Genomic DNA, 13,139 nt, shown 5'->3' on the forward strand with positions numbered 1-13,139 from the left:
CAAAATCAAGAAAAATGACAAAGATCGCCAACCGCATGAAAAACAACGTAAAATTAACGCGGCCCCAACCGCCCACACCCCGGCCCCACGCAATCACCCCCCGCGACCCGCAATCCCCCACCCCCAAACCAGCCCCCCTTTCCCCAGCAAACGCAGGAACAAAAACACGAGAATCAAACCAAATAACAACAAAGGCCACGATTCCCATACCTTCAGCGCCCAGAGCCAATGCACCGCCGCCAGAATCGCCGCCGGATAGATCAGCCGGTGCAATTGCCGCCAGCGCGCGCCCATGCGGCGGATCGAGAATCGGTTCGACGTCACCGCCAGCGCCAGCAGCATGACGAAGGCCAGCATGCCGAAGACCAGATAGGGCCGCTTCACCACGTCCCTGAGCATCTGCGCCCAGAGGAAGGCCATGTCGAAGACCACCCAGGCCGCCAGGTGGCAGGCGACATAGGCAAAGCAGATCAGCCCAAGCGCCTGGCGAAAGCGCATCAGGTTCAGCCGGGTCAGCCGCAGCAGCGGCGTCACCGCCAGGGTCGTCAGCAGGAAATAGATCGCGGTGCGGCCCAGGCGGTGCTCGATGTCGCGCACCGGATCGACGCCCAGATTGCCCTGGAGCGTGTCCCAGACCAGCAGGCCCAGCGGGATCAGCCCCGCCAGCCAGACTGCCCAGACCGGGACATGCCGCAGCCAGCGATTGAGGTGCTGCACCATCAGTAATGCTTTGCCAGGTCCATGCCCGCGTAGAGCCCGGCCACCTGTTCGCCATAGCCGTTGAACATCAGCGTATCCTGCCGGCCGCCGAAAAGACCGCGGCCGATCCGCCTTTCGGTGGCCTGCGACCAGCGCGGGTGGTCCACCTGCGGGTTCACATTGGCATAGAACCCGTATTCGCCAGGCTGCATCATCTGCCAGCTGCAGGGCGGCTGCGTGTCGGTCACGGTGATCGCCACCACCGACTTGATCGACTTGAAGCCGTATTTCCACGGCACCACCAGCCGGATCGGCGCACCGTTCTGGTTGGGCAGCACGCGCCCGTAAAGCCCGGTCGCCAGGATGGTCAGCGGGTGCATGGCCTCGTCCAGCCGCAGCCCCTCGCGATAGGGCCAGTCGAGGATGCGGGCGCGCTGGCCGGGCATCTGCTCGGGGTCGTGGAGGGTGCGGAAGGCGACGAATTTCGCACCGGGCTGCACGCCCACCTTGTCCAGCACCGCCGCCAACGGCACGCCCAGCCAAGGGATGACCATCGACCAGGCCTCGACGCAGCGCAGGCGATAGATACGCTCTTCCAGCGCCGATTCGGGGGCCAGATCCTCGACGCCGTAGCTGCCGGGCCGGTCCACCATGCCGTCGACCGCCACCGACCAGGGCGAGGTCTTCAGGCTGCCGGAATATTGCGCCGGATCGCTCTTGCCGGTGCCGAATTCGTAGAAGTTGTTGTAATGCGCGATGTCCTCCAGGCTGTTCGGCGTCTCGTCGGTCGAGAAGGCCGAAGGCCGCCCCTGCAGCCCCAGGGCGGGCGTCGCCAGCGCCGCGATGCCCGCGGCCAGAAAGGCGCGGCGGTTCAGATAGTCCGCCTCGGGCGTCACATCGGACCATTTCAGCTTCATGGCGCTTCTCTCCCTGTCGCCCGCATATCATGCCACCCGGCGCGCAGGATGCCGATGAAACTCGGCGTGATTTCCGCGCGAGCGCCGGGCAGGAAAAAGGGGCGGATGCGTGGCATCCGCCCCTTTCGCGTCTCAGTGCAGCGGCACCCGCGGCCCGCTTTCATCCGCCGAGCCCAGGTGGGCCGAGGAGACGCGGTTGCCGACGACCAGCCCCTCGGGCCCGGCGGTGACATGGACGGTATGGCCGTCCAGAACCTCGCCGGCCAGGATCATCTCGGCCAGGGGGTTTTGCAGGCTGCGCTGCATCACCCGCTTCAGCGGCCGGGCGCCGAAGACCGGGTCATAGCCTTCGTCGGCCAGCCATTTCAGCGCCGCCTCGTCCAGGTCCAGCCCGATCTTGTGCTGGGCCAGCCGGCCTTCCAGCTGCGCAAGCTGGATGCGGACGATGGCGTCCATGTTCTCGCGCGTCAGCCGGTGGAAGATGACGATCTCGTCCAGCCGGTTCAGGAACTCGGGCCGGAAATGCGCCCGGACCGCGTCCATCACCTGCGTCCGCGCCTGGCCCGAATCGGCGCCTTCCGGCAGGGCCGACAGCGCCTGCGCCCCGAGGTTCGAGGTCAGCACGATCAGCGTCTGCTTGAAGTCCACCGTCCGGCCCTGGCCATCGGTCAGCTGGCCGTCGTCCAGAACCTGCAGCAGCACGTTGAACACGTCCGGGTGCGCCTTTTCGACCTCGTCGAACAGGATCACCTGATAGGGGCGGCGCCGCACCGCCTCGGTCAGCACGCCGCCCTCGTCATAGCCGACATAGCCGGGGGGCGCGCCGATCAGCCGCGCGACCGAATGCTTCTCCATGAACTCGGACATGTCGATGCGGACCATGGCCGAGTCGTCGTCGAACAGGTATTCGGCGATGGCCTTGGTCAGCTCGGTCTTGCCGACGCCGGTGGGGCCGAGGAAAAGGAAGCTGCCCAGGGGCCGCTTGGGGTCGTTCAGCCCCGCCCGCGCCCGCCGCACGGCGTTCGACACGGCCGTCACCGCCTCGGACTGGCCGATGACGCGGCGGCCCAGCACGTCCTCCATCTTCAACAGCTTCTCGCGCTCGCCCTCCAGCATCTTGCTGGTGGGGATGCCGGTCCAGCGTTCCACCACCTCGGCGATCTGCTCGGGGCGGACGGTCTCCTCGACCAGCAGGCCATCGTTATGGCCCTCGGCCTCGGCCAGCTGCCGCTCGAGTCCGGGGATGATGCCATAGCTCAGCTCGCCGGCGCGGGCCAGGTTGCCCTCGCGCTTAGCCTGGTCCAGTTCGGCGCGGGCGCGGTCAAGCTGCTCCTTCAGCGTGCGCGAGCCTTCCAGCTTGTCGCGCTCGGCCTGCCAGCGGGCGGTCAGCGAGGCGGATTTCTCCTGCAATTCCGACAGCTGCTTTTCCAGCTTCTCCAGCCGGTCCTTGGAGGCGGCGTCGTCTTCCTTCTTCAGCGCCTCGGCCTCGATCTGCATCTGCAGGATCTGCCGGTCCAGCTGGTCCAGCTCTTCGGGCTTGCTGTCCACCTCCATGCGCAGCCGGCTCGCGGCCTCGTCCACCAGGTCGATGGCCTTGTCGGGCAGGAAGCGGTCGGTGATGTAGCGATGCGACAGCGTCGCGGCAGCCACCAGCGCGGCATCGCTGATGCGGACGCCATGGTGCAGCTCGTACTTCTCCTTGATGCCGCGCAGGATGCTGATGGTGTCCTCGACCGTCGGCTCCTCGACCATGACCGGCTGGAAGCGCCGGGCCAGGGCCGCATCCTTTTCGATATACTTGCGGTATTCGTCCAGCGTGGTCGCGCCGACGCAATGCAGCTCGCCCCGCGCCAGAGCCGGCTTGATCAGGTTCGCGGCATCCATGGCGCCGTCGGTCTTGCCGGCGCCGACCAGCACGTGCAGCTCGTCGATGAACAGCACGACCTCGCCGGCGGCGTTCTCGATCTCCTTCAGGACGGATTTCAGCCGCTCCTCGAACTCGCCGCGGTATTTCGCGCCGGCGATCAGCGCGCCCATGTCCAGCGCCCAAAGCTGCTTGTTGCGCAGCGATTCGGGCACGTCGCCATCGACGATGCGCAGCGCCAGCCCCTCGGCGATGGCGGTCTTGCCGACGCCGGGCTCGCCGATCAGCACCGGGTTGTTCTTGGTGCGCCGCGACAGCACCTGCATGGCGCGGCGGATTTCCTCGTCCCGGCCGATGATCGGGTCGATCTTGCCCTCGGCCGCGGCCTCGGTCAGGTTGCGGGCGTATTTCGACAGCGCCTCGTAGCTGTCCTCGGCGCTGGCGGTGTCGGCCGTGCGCCCCTTGCGGATGTCGTTGATCGCCGAATTCAGCCCCTGGGCCGTCAACTTGCCGGCCGCCAGCGCATCGCGCGCATTGGTGTTGACGACGGCCAGCGCGGTCAGCACCCGCTCGGCCGGGACGAAACTGTCGCCGGCCTTCTTGGCCAGCTTCTCGGCCTCGTCCAGCACGCGCACCAGCGAGGGATCGACATAGACCTGCCCCTGCCCGCCGCTGACCTTGGGCTGTTTCGCCACCGCCTGGTCGACGGCCTGGCGCACGGCCTGGGCATCGCCCCCGGCCCGCGCGATCAGGTTGCTGGCAAAGCCCTGTTCGTCGTCCATCAGCGCCTTGAGCAGATGCTCGGGCATCACGCGCTGGTTTTCCTCGCGGATGGCGATGGTCTGCGCCGCTTGCAGGAAGCCCCGCGACCGTTCCGTGAACTTTTCCATATCCATATGAAAATCCTTTCCTCAGCCCCCGCTTTGGATCGCCCGCATTGGCACGATCCGGCTCGGGTCTTGCCAGTCACATGGGCAGGAACAAACGGGGTTTCAAGACAGAGGGTTCCCGCCTATAAGCGGCCCGTTTGTCGCAGGGGCCGAGGGAAAACATGGACGACCGTCTGATCGTGGCGCTGGACGTGCCGAACGCGCTGGCCGGGCTGGAACTGGCCGAAAGGATCGGCGATGCCGCCAGCTTCTACAAGATCGGCCTGGGGATGCTGACCGGCGGCGGCCTCGCGCTCGCCAACGAGCTGAAGCAGGAACACGGCAAGCGCATCTTCCTGGACATGAAGTTCTTCGACATCGGCGCGACGGTCGAGGCGGCGGTGAAGGGCATCGCGCAATACGACCTGGATTTCCTGACCGTGCATGGCGACCCACATGTGGTCAGGGCGGCGAAACAGGGGGCAAGCGGCTCGGGGCTGAAGATCCTGGCCGTGACCATCCTGACCTCGCTGGACCGCGCCGACCTGGATGCCGGGCTGATCGTGCCGGGCGACGTGGCCGAGATCGTGGCGACCCGCGCCGCCCGCGCCTTCGAGGCCGGGGCGGACGGCGTCATCGCCAGCCCGCGCGAGGCAGCGCTGATCCGCGCCCTGCCCGAGGCGGCGGGCCGGCTGATCGTCACCCCCGGCGTGCGCCCGGCCGGCAGCGATGCCGGCGACCAGAAGCGGATCGAGACGCCGGCCACCGCCATCGCCCAAGGCGCGGACCATATCGTCGTCGGCCGGCCGATCTGGCAGGCGGCCGACCCGCGCGCCGCGGCGCAGGCGATCCAGGCGGAACTGGCCGGGGCGTAATCAGCCGAAATTGCGCTGCATGACCGGCGCCAGATCCTCCCGCGCCGCCGTGGCGCGGGCGATGGACCAGACCTTGGGCGCATGGCGCTCGAACCATTCCGGGCCGGGCTTCCAGTTGGTCATCGCCGCCAGGTAGATGTCCAGCGCCGAGAACCGCTCGCCCAGAAACCAGGGCGCACCCACCACGCCCTCCACCGCGGTCCAAAGCTCCTGCAACCGCGCCGTGGTGGCCTCGCCCAGCTCCTTCTGCGCCGCCGGGTCGGTCAGGAACCGCGCCGGATCGTCGCCAAAGGTGAAGCAGGGATAGACCTGCGCCACCAGGAAGATCAGCCAGCGCAGGAAGCGCGGCCGCTCGGCGGCCCCGGCCTCGGGCACCAGGTCGTCCCGTTCGGTCATGTCGGCCAGGTGCAGCGTGATCGCCGCGCTTTCCGACATGACCCGGCCGTCGGGCAGGATCAGCACCGGGATCTGCCCTGCCGGGCTGATCCGCATCAGTTCGCGCCTGGCGGCCGGGTCCAGGAACAGGTCCGCGACCTCGATCCCCTCGGCCTTCAGCCCGTAATGCGCCAGCTGGGCCTCGACGATGGCCGAGCCCCAGCCGTTGCGACGATAAAGCTGCATGCGGGACATGGATGCCTCCTTGCTGCGATGGGCCGATCATGCACGCCGCGGGGCGATTCTCAAATCCCGCAGCCCGCGCCGGCAAGGACCAGCCGCACGCGGTCGCGAAAATGCGGCACGGCGCGCGGATGGGCGACGAATTCGGCAACCGGCATCATGCGCCATTCCTGCCCCTCGTCGCCAAAGCGGATCGCCGCGATCTCGGCCGCGGTGATGGTGCCGCGAAACAGCCAGGACAGGCGGCCAGGGTCCAGGACCGAGGGAAAGGCCTGCCCCGCCAGCCGCCCTGCCGGCAGACGCAGCCCGAATTCCTCGTCCAGTTCGCGCAGGGCGCATTCGACCGGCGTCTCGCCCGGCTCGGCCCCGCCGCCGGGCAGGTCCCAATGCGCCGGAAAGGGGATCCAGTCGTAATCGTCGCGCAGGCAGGTCAAAAGGCCCGCGCCATGGGTCAGCACCAGCTTGGCACCGGCAAAGCCTAGTTGTCGTTGATGTCGCGGGTCCAGCGCCGCACCTCGCCCCGCTTGGCGCCGAAGATGCGCCGCAACGCCAGCCAGATCACGCCGGTCAGCACCGCCGCGACCACCAGCGCCATCGGCAGCCCGCCCGGCCACAGGCCCAGAAGCAGCGCCAGCCCCATCAGCAGCACCGCGCCGGCCAGGCCCAGGAAGAACCAGCCCGGCAGCGCCAGCTCCACCGCCGCCAGGATCAGCGCCGCGATGATCCAGATCCAGCCGTTCGCCCAGCTCATTTGCCACCCCGCAGCATGCGGAAGGCATCGCCAAGCGCCTCGACGGCCGAGGCCGGGACGATCACCGTCTGCTTGCCCTGGCCCTTGCCGACCTCGGCCAGCACCTCGACCTGGCGCATGGCGACCTGGTATTGCGCCGCCTCGATCCCGCCCTCGCGGATCGCGGTGGCGATGGCCGCGGTGGCATAGGCCTCGGCATCGGCCAGCATGCGCTTGGCCTTGGCCTGCTGCTCGGCGGCGTAAAGGTCGCCGTCGGCGGCCAGTTCCACGGCACGGCGGCGGCCCTCGGCCTCGGTCACCTGGGCGCGGCGGGCGCGTTCGGCGTTCAGCTGTTGCAGCATGGCGGCCCGCGTCGCCTCGTCCAGGTTGACGTCCAGGATCTCGGCCCGCGTCACCTCGATGCCCCAGTCGTCGACGATATTGGCCAGCGATTCGCGGATGCGCTCGATCAGGGGCGCGCGGTTCGACTGCACCTGGTCCAGTTCCATCGTGCCGATTTCCGAGCGCACGATCCCCGCCACCGTGGTGGTGATCGCCGCATCCACGTCGCGGATGCGATAGACCGTCTTTTCCGGCTCGATGATGCGATAGAAGACACTGGTTTCCACCTGCACCAGCACGTTGTCCGCCGTGATCGCATCCTGGCGCGAGGTCGGCAGCTGGCGTTCCAGGATGGAGATCCGATGCGCCACCCGGTCAAGGAAGGGGACGATGAAATTGATCCCCGGCCCCAGCACCGCATGCAGCCGGCCGAAGCGCTCGACGACGTATTTCTCGGATTGGGGAACGATGCGGACGGCGCGGCTGACGGCGAACAGGATCACCAGCGCCAGCACGATCAGGGCGATGTTCTGGCCGATCATCTCGGCGATTTCGGGCGGCATCGCATTTCCTTTCCTTGGTCACTCGGCGGCGAAGGCCGCGTCGCTGGCATCCGGGCGCAGCCGCGCCAGCCGGGCGACGACGCGGGCGAAACGGGCGCGGAACAGCTCGAAGTCCGGGCGCGGCTCGATCCGGCCCTCGTCCATGTAGAGCGAGCGGTCCAGTTCCAGCTGCACGACATGGACATTGTTGCGCGGCCGGCCATAGGTCTGGGTGATATAGGCGCCGGAAAAGGGCGAGTTGCGCCGCAGCCGGAAACCCTCGGCCGCCACCGCCTCGGCCACGCCGGCGCTGATCCGCGGCGCGGCCGAGACCCCGTTGCGGTCGCCCAGCACCATGTCGGGGCGCGGGCGCGGCAGATGGGTCAGCGCATCGCGCGGCATGGAATGCATGTCGATCAGGATGGCGCCGCCGAACTGCGCCACCGCCTCGCCGATCAGCGCCGAAAGCGCGCGGTGATAGGGATGCCACAGCCGGGTAATGCGGCTTTCGGCCTCGGCTCGCGGGATCGGCCGGTCGTGGATGGCGCGCCCCTGCGAGACGACGCGGGGAATCACCCCCAGCCCTGCCATGATGCGCGGATTGCTGACCGCCGGCGTGGCACCAGAGACCACCAGCGGGTCGATTTCCTCGGGGCCGCGGTTCAGGTCCACCACGCAGCGCGGCACCCGCGCGGTCAGCACCACGGCGCCATGGTCCAGCGCCGGCTGGATCAGCCGGTCCACGAAGGCATCCTCGGACGAGCGCAGCTGCTGCGGGTCCAGGCGCGATTCGGCCAGGAACCAGTCGGGATAGGCGCGGCCCGAATGCGGCGAGGCAAAGATCACCCCGCCCAGCCACGATTGCGGCCGCATCAGATCGAAAGTCGGCTCTTCCCTGGTCATCCTGGCTTTCCCCGGCGGCGCAGAGGGCGCCATTCTGGACGGTCGAGACAGGAAGATTTATAAACCATGTTCGAGGAAGGCCAATAGCCGTCGATTGAGGGCTTGAAACCCCTGGGCGAGGTGGCTATAGACACGCCGATCCAGGCGATCTGGCGGCGCAGGCCGGCAGAATCACCTGACGGGGGGCGGTTAGCTCAGCGGTAGAGCACTACGTTGACATCGTAGTGGCCACTGGTTCGATCCCAGTACCGCCCACCATTCATTTCGCGCCCCCGAGGCTTTTTCGGGGGTATTTCGTTTTCAAGGCGCGACCTAGCGATGCGCCGCGATAGGAGAAGACCGATGAAGGTTCGCAATTCGCTCCGCTCGCTCAAGAGCCGCCACCGTGACTGCCAAGTCGTGCGCCGCAAGGGCCGCATCTACATCATCAACAAGACCAACCCGCGCTTCAAGGCCCGCCAGGGCTGAGAACCGGCGGTCAGCCGAATTGAGGGACGCCCGCAGGCCCCGTGCCGCGGGCGTTTTCGCATTGCGCGGTTGGTGCGCAGCAGGTGGGGGCCGACTGCCCCCACACCCCCGTGGATATTTCCACACGAAAGAAAATCGGAAGCGCGTCAGGGCCGCGCGGCGAGGATTCGGGCGAGATCCTTGGGCGGCCGAAGCGGCCCAGCAGGATCGCCGCAGCGGCCTGGCCCAGGGCGAGCCCGCAAATCGCGGCCGGGGTGCCGGGGCGCGGCAGGCTTCAAGCCATGGTCCAGGGAAGGCGGCATGTGTGTCGCGCGCCCAGCCGAGCGAGGCGGCGCACGCAAGGGCGCGGCCCTGGCCCATGGCGGCGGCCGAGGGCACAAGCAACACGAAAGAACCCGAAAGGGATCATCGCTGCCAGCGCGCTTGGCACGCGTTGAGAGGCGTCTGCATCGCGATGCAGACCCCGCCGGCATGACGAAGAGGACGCCGAGACGTCGTCCCGCCGGGGCTAGCGCAGGACATCCGCCAGCAGGCCCGAGACCGTCTGCCGGGTGACATAGCCGGTGACGCGCAGGTTGCGCGCCGCCTGGTAGCGGCGCAGCGCCGCGCGGGTTTCCTCGGTGAATTCGCCGTCGGCCGGGCCCGGCTGCATGCCGGCGATGCGCAGCCGCTCTTCGATCAGGCGGCGGGTCGAGGGGGCCAGGCCAAGCCCCGCCTCTTCGCGCCGCGCCGCCTCGATGCCGGCGCGCAGGGTGGCCAGGCGGTCGCGCGCAGAAGGCGCATGGGTGCCGGCCGGGAAGCGTTCCAGATAGGTTTCGTAGGCCGCGGCCGAGCCCTGTCGGCGGGCCCAGCGCCAGGTCGCCTCGTCGCCCTGGGGGGTGTCGCGGCCGGCATTAGCCAGCTGGCGCCGGGCCGCTTCGGCATGGATGCCCTGGGGATAGCGATCGAGATAGGCGCGCAGCCCCTCGGCCTCGCCGGCTGCGCCGCTTTGCTGCCAGAAGGCACGGTCCTGGGCGGCGGTATCGGTCGCGCTGCCTTCCGCCTGGGCGGCGATCATCCGCACCTGCGGCCCGGTCAGGTGCCCGGTCGCCGTCAGCCCGTTGGCGCGCTGCCAAGCCGCGATCGCCAGGCGCGTGCGCGGGCCGAAGACGCCGTCGGCCGGGCCCGGCTGCCGGCCGAGCCGCGACAGCTGGCGCTGGATGGCGGCGCGCCCGACCGGGCCGAGCGAAAGGGCCTGTTCGGCCGCCACCGCCGGCGAGGGTTGCGATGCGGGCCTTGCCGGCGGGGGNCGGCATGGCGTCCGACGGGAAACTCTTTCAGATAGGTCGCATAGGCTGCTGCCGTATCGGCCGCGACGGCCTGGCTCCAGGCGGCACGGTCGGCATAGCGCACGCCCGGCGCGCGGCCGATCTGCGCCAGCCGTTCGCGCGCATCCGCGGCATAGATCCCTTGCGGATAGCGCGCCAGATAGTCGCGGTAGGCCGGGGCGCCGTCCGCCACCGCGGCTTCGGCCCAGGCGTCGCGGTCGTCGGCCAGCGCATCGGCAGTATTGCGGGATGGCACCGGGCGCAGGTTGCCCGCATCCTCGGGCAGCAGGGCAAGTGCCCGGCCAGCGGTGGCCTGGGCCAGCGTCGCCCCGCCGAGCAGCCCGGCCAGGGCGCGGGCGCCGGCTTCGGGCGGGCCGGTGACGACCGAGACCCCGGCCGGCGGCCGAAGCGCGCCGATGCCGTTTTCCAGCCCCGGCCGGTGCGGCATCTGCTGCGCATCGGTGCCCAGGATCAGCACCGAGCCCGGCTCGCCCCCCGCCATCAGCCGCATCACCAGCGACAGCGGCACGCCCTGCACCCCGGCCGCCGCCGGGCCGGGCGCATCGGCATCGGTGCCCATGAACCAGGTCTCGTCCGCGTCATGCAGAAAGCGGCCGTTCAGCGCCACGATGTGCGCGCCGGGATCGGCATCGGCACGGGCCAGCGCCTCGAGCAGCCGGCGCAGCGGCCGCGCCTCCAGGTCGACGCCCTGCTGGGTGGTGAAGCCCGCCTCGCGCAGCGCCTTCGCCAGGGCCATGGTGTCCGAGCCTGCCAGGTCGGGGGCGCTGCGATAATCGGCATTGCCGATGATGACGGCGCGATTCTCGGCCCAGGCGGGCACGGCCCCGACCAGGGCGGCAAGCAGGACGGCGGCGATGCGCATCGGGCGACCTCATTCCGGGGGGCCGGAATCAGTCGTAGCTGCGTCGGTCCTCGATCACCTTGCCGTCGTTCGGCAGCGAGCCCGGCGCAACCAGTTCCACCCGGCCGCGAAGTTTCAGTGTATCCAACACCGTTCCTTCGTATCTTGCCGCATCCTCGGCCCCGGTTTCCAGCAGCACCGTCATCACATCCATGTCCCCGGACCGGTCCGCGACAACACGAGCGCGTGAGATTTCCGGGTGGCGGGCGACCAGCGCCGCCACCTGCTCGGGGCGTACGAACATGCCCTTGATCTTGGTGGTCTGGTCGGCGCGGCCCATCCAGCCCTTGATGCGCATGTTGGTGCGCCCGCAGGGGCTGGTTCCCGGCAACACCGCGGAAAGATCCCCGGTGGCAAAGCGCAGCAGCGGATAGTCCGGGTTCAGCGTGGTGACGACGACCTCGCCCACCTCGCCATCCGGGACCGGGGTGCCGGTGCCGGGACGGACGATCTCGACGATCACCCGCTCGTCCACGATCATCCCCTCCATGGCGGGGGATTCATAGGCGATCAGGCCCAAGTCGGCGGTGGCATAGCATTGCGTCGTGGCGATGCCGCGATCCGCATAGGCCTGGCGCAGGCTGGGAAACAGCGCCCCGCCCGAGACGGCGGCGCGGGTGAAGCGCAACCGCTCGCCCAGTTCCCCGGCCTTGTCGAGCATGATCTTCAGGTAATCCGGCGTCCCGGCATAGACGGTGGTGCCGATATCGACGGCAGCGCGGACCTGCAATTCGGTCTGGCCGGTGCCGGCCGGCAGGGTCGCGGCCCCGACCGCGCGGGCGGCACTTTCGAACATCATTCCCGCCGGGGTCAGGTGATAGCCGAAGCAATTGTGGACGATGTCGCCCCGCCCCACGCCCGCCGCATGCAGGAAGCGGCCCAGCCGCCACCAGTCGTCGCCGCGCCGGCCCGGCTCATAGATCGGGCCGGGGCTCTGGAAGACGTTCTCGAAATCCGGCGCCGGCCGGGTGGTGAAGCCGCCGAAGGGCGGAGACGCCTTCTGTGCGGCCGAGAGTTCGGACTTGCGGATCACCGGCAGCCGGGCCAGCGCCTCGCGCGTGGCGATCCGCTCGGGCTCGACATCGCCCAGAAGGCGCGCCAGCCCCGGCGCCGTGCGGGCGCGGGCGACGGCGGCGGGCAATTCGGCCGCCAGCCACGAGGCCCGCTCGTCGGCGCTGCGGGTTTCAAGCTTGTCATAGAATGTCATGGGGGTGCCTTTCTGCCCTCAGGCCAGCCAGCGCTTGCGCCGGCGATAGGACCGCACGTCGCGAAAGCTCTTGCGGCCCTGGTCGGACATGCCGAGATAGAATTCCTTGACGTCCGGGTTCTCGCGCAGCGCATCCGCCGGCCCGTCCATCACCACGCGGCCGCTTTCTAGGATATAGCCGTAATGGGCATAGCGCAGCGCGACATTGGTGTTCTGCTCGGCCAGCAGGAAGGTCACGCCCTCGCCCTCGTTCACCGCCTTGACGATCTCGAAGATCTGCTCGACCAGCTGCGGCGCCAGGCCCATCGAGGGCTCGTCCAGCAGGATCATCTCGGGGCGCGACATCAGCGCGCGGCCCATGGCGCACATCTGCTGCTCGCCGCCCGAGGTATAGCCGGCCTGGCTTTTCCGGCGCTCCTTGAGGCGGGGGAAATAGGAATAGACCATCTCGAGGTCGCGGGCGATGGCGGCGCGCCCGTCGCCGCGGGTATAGGCGCCGGTCAGCAGGTTCTCCTCGATGGTCAGGTGCTCGAAGCAATGGCGCCCCTCCATCACCTGGATCACGCCCTTCTTGACCAGGCTGGCCGGGTCCAGCTCCTGCACCCGCTCGCCGCGATAGCTGATCGCGCCCTTGGTGACTTCGCCGCGCTCGGAATGCAGCAGGTTCGAGATCGCCTTCAGCGTCGTGGTCTTGCCCGCGCCATTGCCGCCCAGAAGCGCGGTGATGCCGCCCTTGGGCACCGACAGGCTGACGCCCTTCAGCACCAGGATGACGTGATTGTAGATCACCTCGATATTGTTGACCTCGAGCAGGGTCTCGCGTTGCGGCGCGGCGTCGAACATGGACTTTCCCTCCAGGCGCGGGTGAAAGGCCCC

The 13,139-nt window shown here is 68.9% G+C and carries 14 protein-coding genes and 1 tRNA gene; 3 read left to right on the forward strand and 12 right to left on the reverse strand.

The window, feature by feature from the left end; translation table 11 throughout:
* Positions 1 to 93 precede the first annotated feature (93 nt).
* The 3 genes from FE811_RS00585 to clpB form a co-directional block, all read right to left on the reverse strand.
* Entirely contained in the window at positions 94 to 720 is a 627-nt protein-coding gene (locus FE811_RS00585) for a sulfite oxidase heme-binding subunit YedZ (protein WP_116223268.1), read from the reverse strand.
* Positions 720 to 1,616: a protein-methionine-sulfoxide reductase catalytic subunit MsrP gene (msrP, locus tag FE811_RS00590; protein WP_036753549.1), complete on the reverse strand. Its 897-nt coding sequence runs from the start codon at positions 1,614 to 1,616 to the stop codon at positions 720 to 722. Before msrP ends, FE811_RS00585 begins: the two co-directional genes overlap by 1 nt.
* A 132-nt stretch (positions 1,617 to 1,748) precedes the next feature.
* On the reverse strand, positions 1,749 to 4,376 hold the full coding sequence (gene clpB, locus FE811_RS00595) for an ATP-dependent chaperone ClpB (protein WP_116223267.1): 2,628 nt from the start codon (positions 4,374 to 4,376) through the stop codon (positions 1,749 to 1,751).
* A gap of 155 nt (positions 4,377 to 4,531) precedes the next feature.
* Here clpB and pyrF point away from each other — a divergent pair, with 155 nt between their 5' ends.
* Entirely contained in the window at positions 4,532 to 5,224 is a 693-nt protein-coding gene (gene pyrF / locus FE811_RS00600) for an orotidine-5'-phosphate decarboxylase (RefSeq protein ID WP_116223266.1), read from the forward strand.
* On the opposite strand, the gene FE811_RS00605 is transcribed toward pyrF, so the two are convergent.
* From FE811_RS00605 to FE811_RS00625, 5 genes are read right to left on the reverse strand one after another with little or no spacing between them, the layout of a single operon-like run.
* On the reverse strand, positions 5,225 to 5,854 hold the full coding sequence (locus FE811_RS00605) for a glutathione S-transferase family protein (protein WP_036753557.1): 630 nt from the start codon (positions 5,852 to 5,854) through the stop codon (positions 5,225 to 5,227).
* A gap of 50 nt (positions 5,855 to 5,904) precedes the next feature.
* Positions 5,905 to 6,300 carry an NUDIX hydrolase gene (locus FE811_RS00610; protein WP_116223265.1) on the reverse strand — a complete coding sequence of 132 codons (396 nt, stop codon included), beginning with the start codon at positions 6,298 to 6,300 and terminating at the stop codon, positions 5,905 to 5,907.
* 20 nt (positions 6,301 to 6,320) lie between these two features.
* Positions 6,321 to 6,593, reverse strand: a complete 273-nt coding sequence (locus FE811_RS28080) for an NfeD family protein (protein WP_036753560.1) — start codon at positions 6,591 to 6,593, stop codon at positions 6,321 to 6,323.
* Entirely contained in the window at positions 6,590 to 7,477 is an 888-nt protein-coding gene (locus tag FE811_RS00620) for an SPFH domain-containing protein (protein ID WP_036753563.1), read from the reverse strand. The genes FE811_RS28080 and FE811_RS00620 overlap by 4 nt, the downstream gene beginning before the upstream one ends.
* An 18-nt stretch (positions 7,478 to 7,495) precedes the next feature.
* Positions 7,496 to 8,359 (reverse strand): N-formylglutamate amidohydrolase, encoded by an 864-nt coding sequence (locus FE811_RS00625; protein ID WP_116223264.1) that lies wholly within the window; start codon positions 8,357 to 8,359, stop codon positions 7,496 to 7,498.
* 183 nt (positions 8,360 to 8,542) lie between these two features.
* Here FE811_RS00625 and FE811_RS00630 point away from each other — a divergent pair.
* Together FE811_RS00630 and ykgO are read left to right on the forward strand one after the other, a co-directional pair.
* Positions 8,543 to 8,617, forward strand: a tRNA-Val gene (locus FE811_RS00630).
* An 84-nt stretch (positions 8,618 to 8,701) separates the two neighbouring features.
* Positions 8,702 to 8,827 carry a type B 50S ribosomal protein L36 gene (gene ykgO / locus FE811_RS00635; protein ID WP_024842876.1) on the forward strand — a complete coding sequence of 42 codons (126 nt, stop codon included), beginning with the start codon at positions 8,702 to 8,704 and terminating at the stop codon, positions 8,825 to 8,827.
* A 508-nt stretch (positions 8,828 to 9,335) separates the two neighbouring features.
* Here ykgO and FE811_RS00640 read toward each other — a convergent pair.
* From FE811_RS00640 to FE811_RS00650, 4 genes are all read right to left on the reverse strand, one after another.
* Positions 9,336 to 10,028 (reverse strand): peptidoglycan-binding domain-containing protein, encoded by a 693-nt coding sequence (locus FE811_RS00640; RefSeq protein WP_255469567.1) that lies wholly within the window; start codon positions 10,026 to 10,028, stop codon positions 9,336 to 9,338.
* The gene (locus tag FE811_RS28085) at positions 9,920 to 11,017 is read right to left on the reverse strand and encodes a caspase family protein (RefSeq protein WP_255469548.1); all 1,098 of its coding nucleotides are present in this window, start codon (positions 11,015 to 11,017) and stop codon (positions 9,920 to 9,922) included. The genes FE811_RS00640 and FE811_RS28085 overlap by 109 nt, the downstream gene beginning before the upstream one ends.
* 28 nt (positions 11,018 to 11,045) lie before the next feature.
* Positions 11,046 to 12,263: a phenylacetate--CoA ligase family protein gene (locus FE811_RS00645; protein WP_116223262.1), complete on the reverse strand. Its 1,218-nt coding sequence runs from the start codon at positions 12,261 to 12,263 to the stop codon at positions 11,046 to 11,048.
* 18 nt (positions 12,264 to 12,281) lie between these two features.
* Positions 12,282 to 13,106, reverse strand: coding sequence for an ABC transporter ATP-binding protein (locus FE811_RS00650; RefSeq protein ID WP_036753571.1), 825 nt, complete (start codon positions 13,104 to 13,106; stop codon positions 12,282 to 12,284).
* Positions 13,107 to 13,139: the final 33 nt, after the last annotated feature.

The sequence above is a fragment of the Paracoccus sp. FO-3 genome (assembly GCF_006386455.1).
Lineage (GTDB): Bacteria > Pseudomonadota > Alphaproteobacteria > Rhodobacterales > Rhodobacteraceae > Paracoccus > Paracoccus versutus.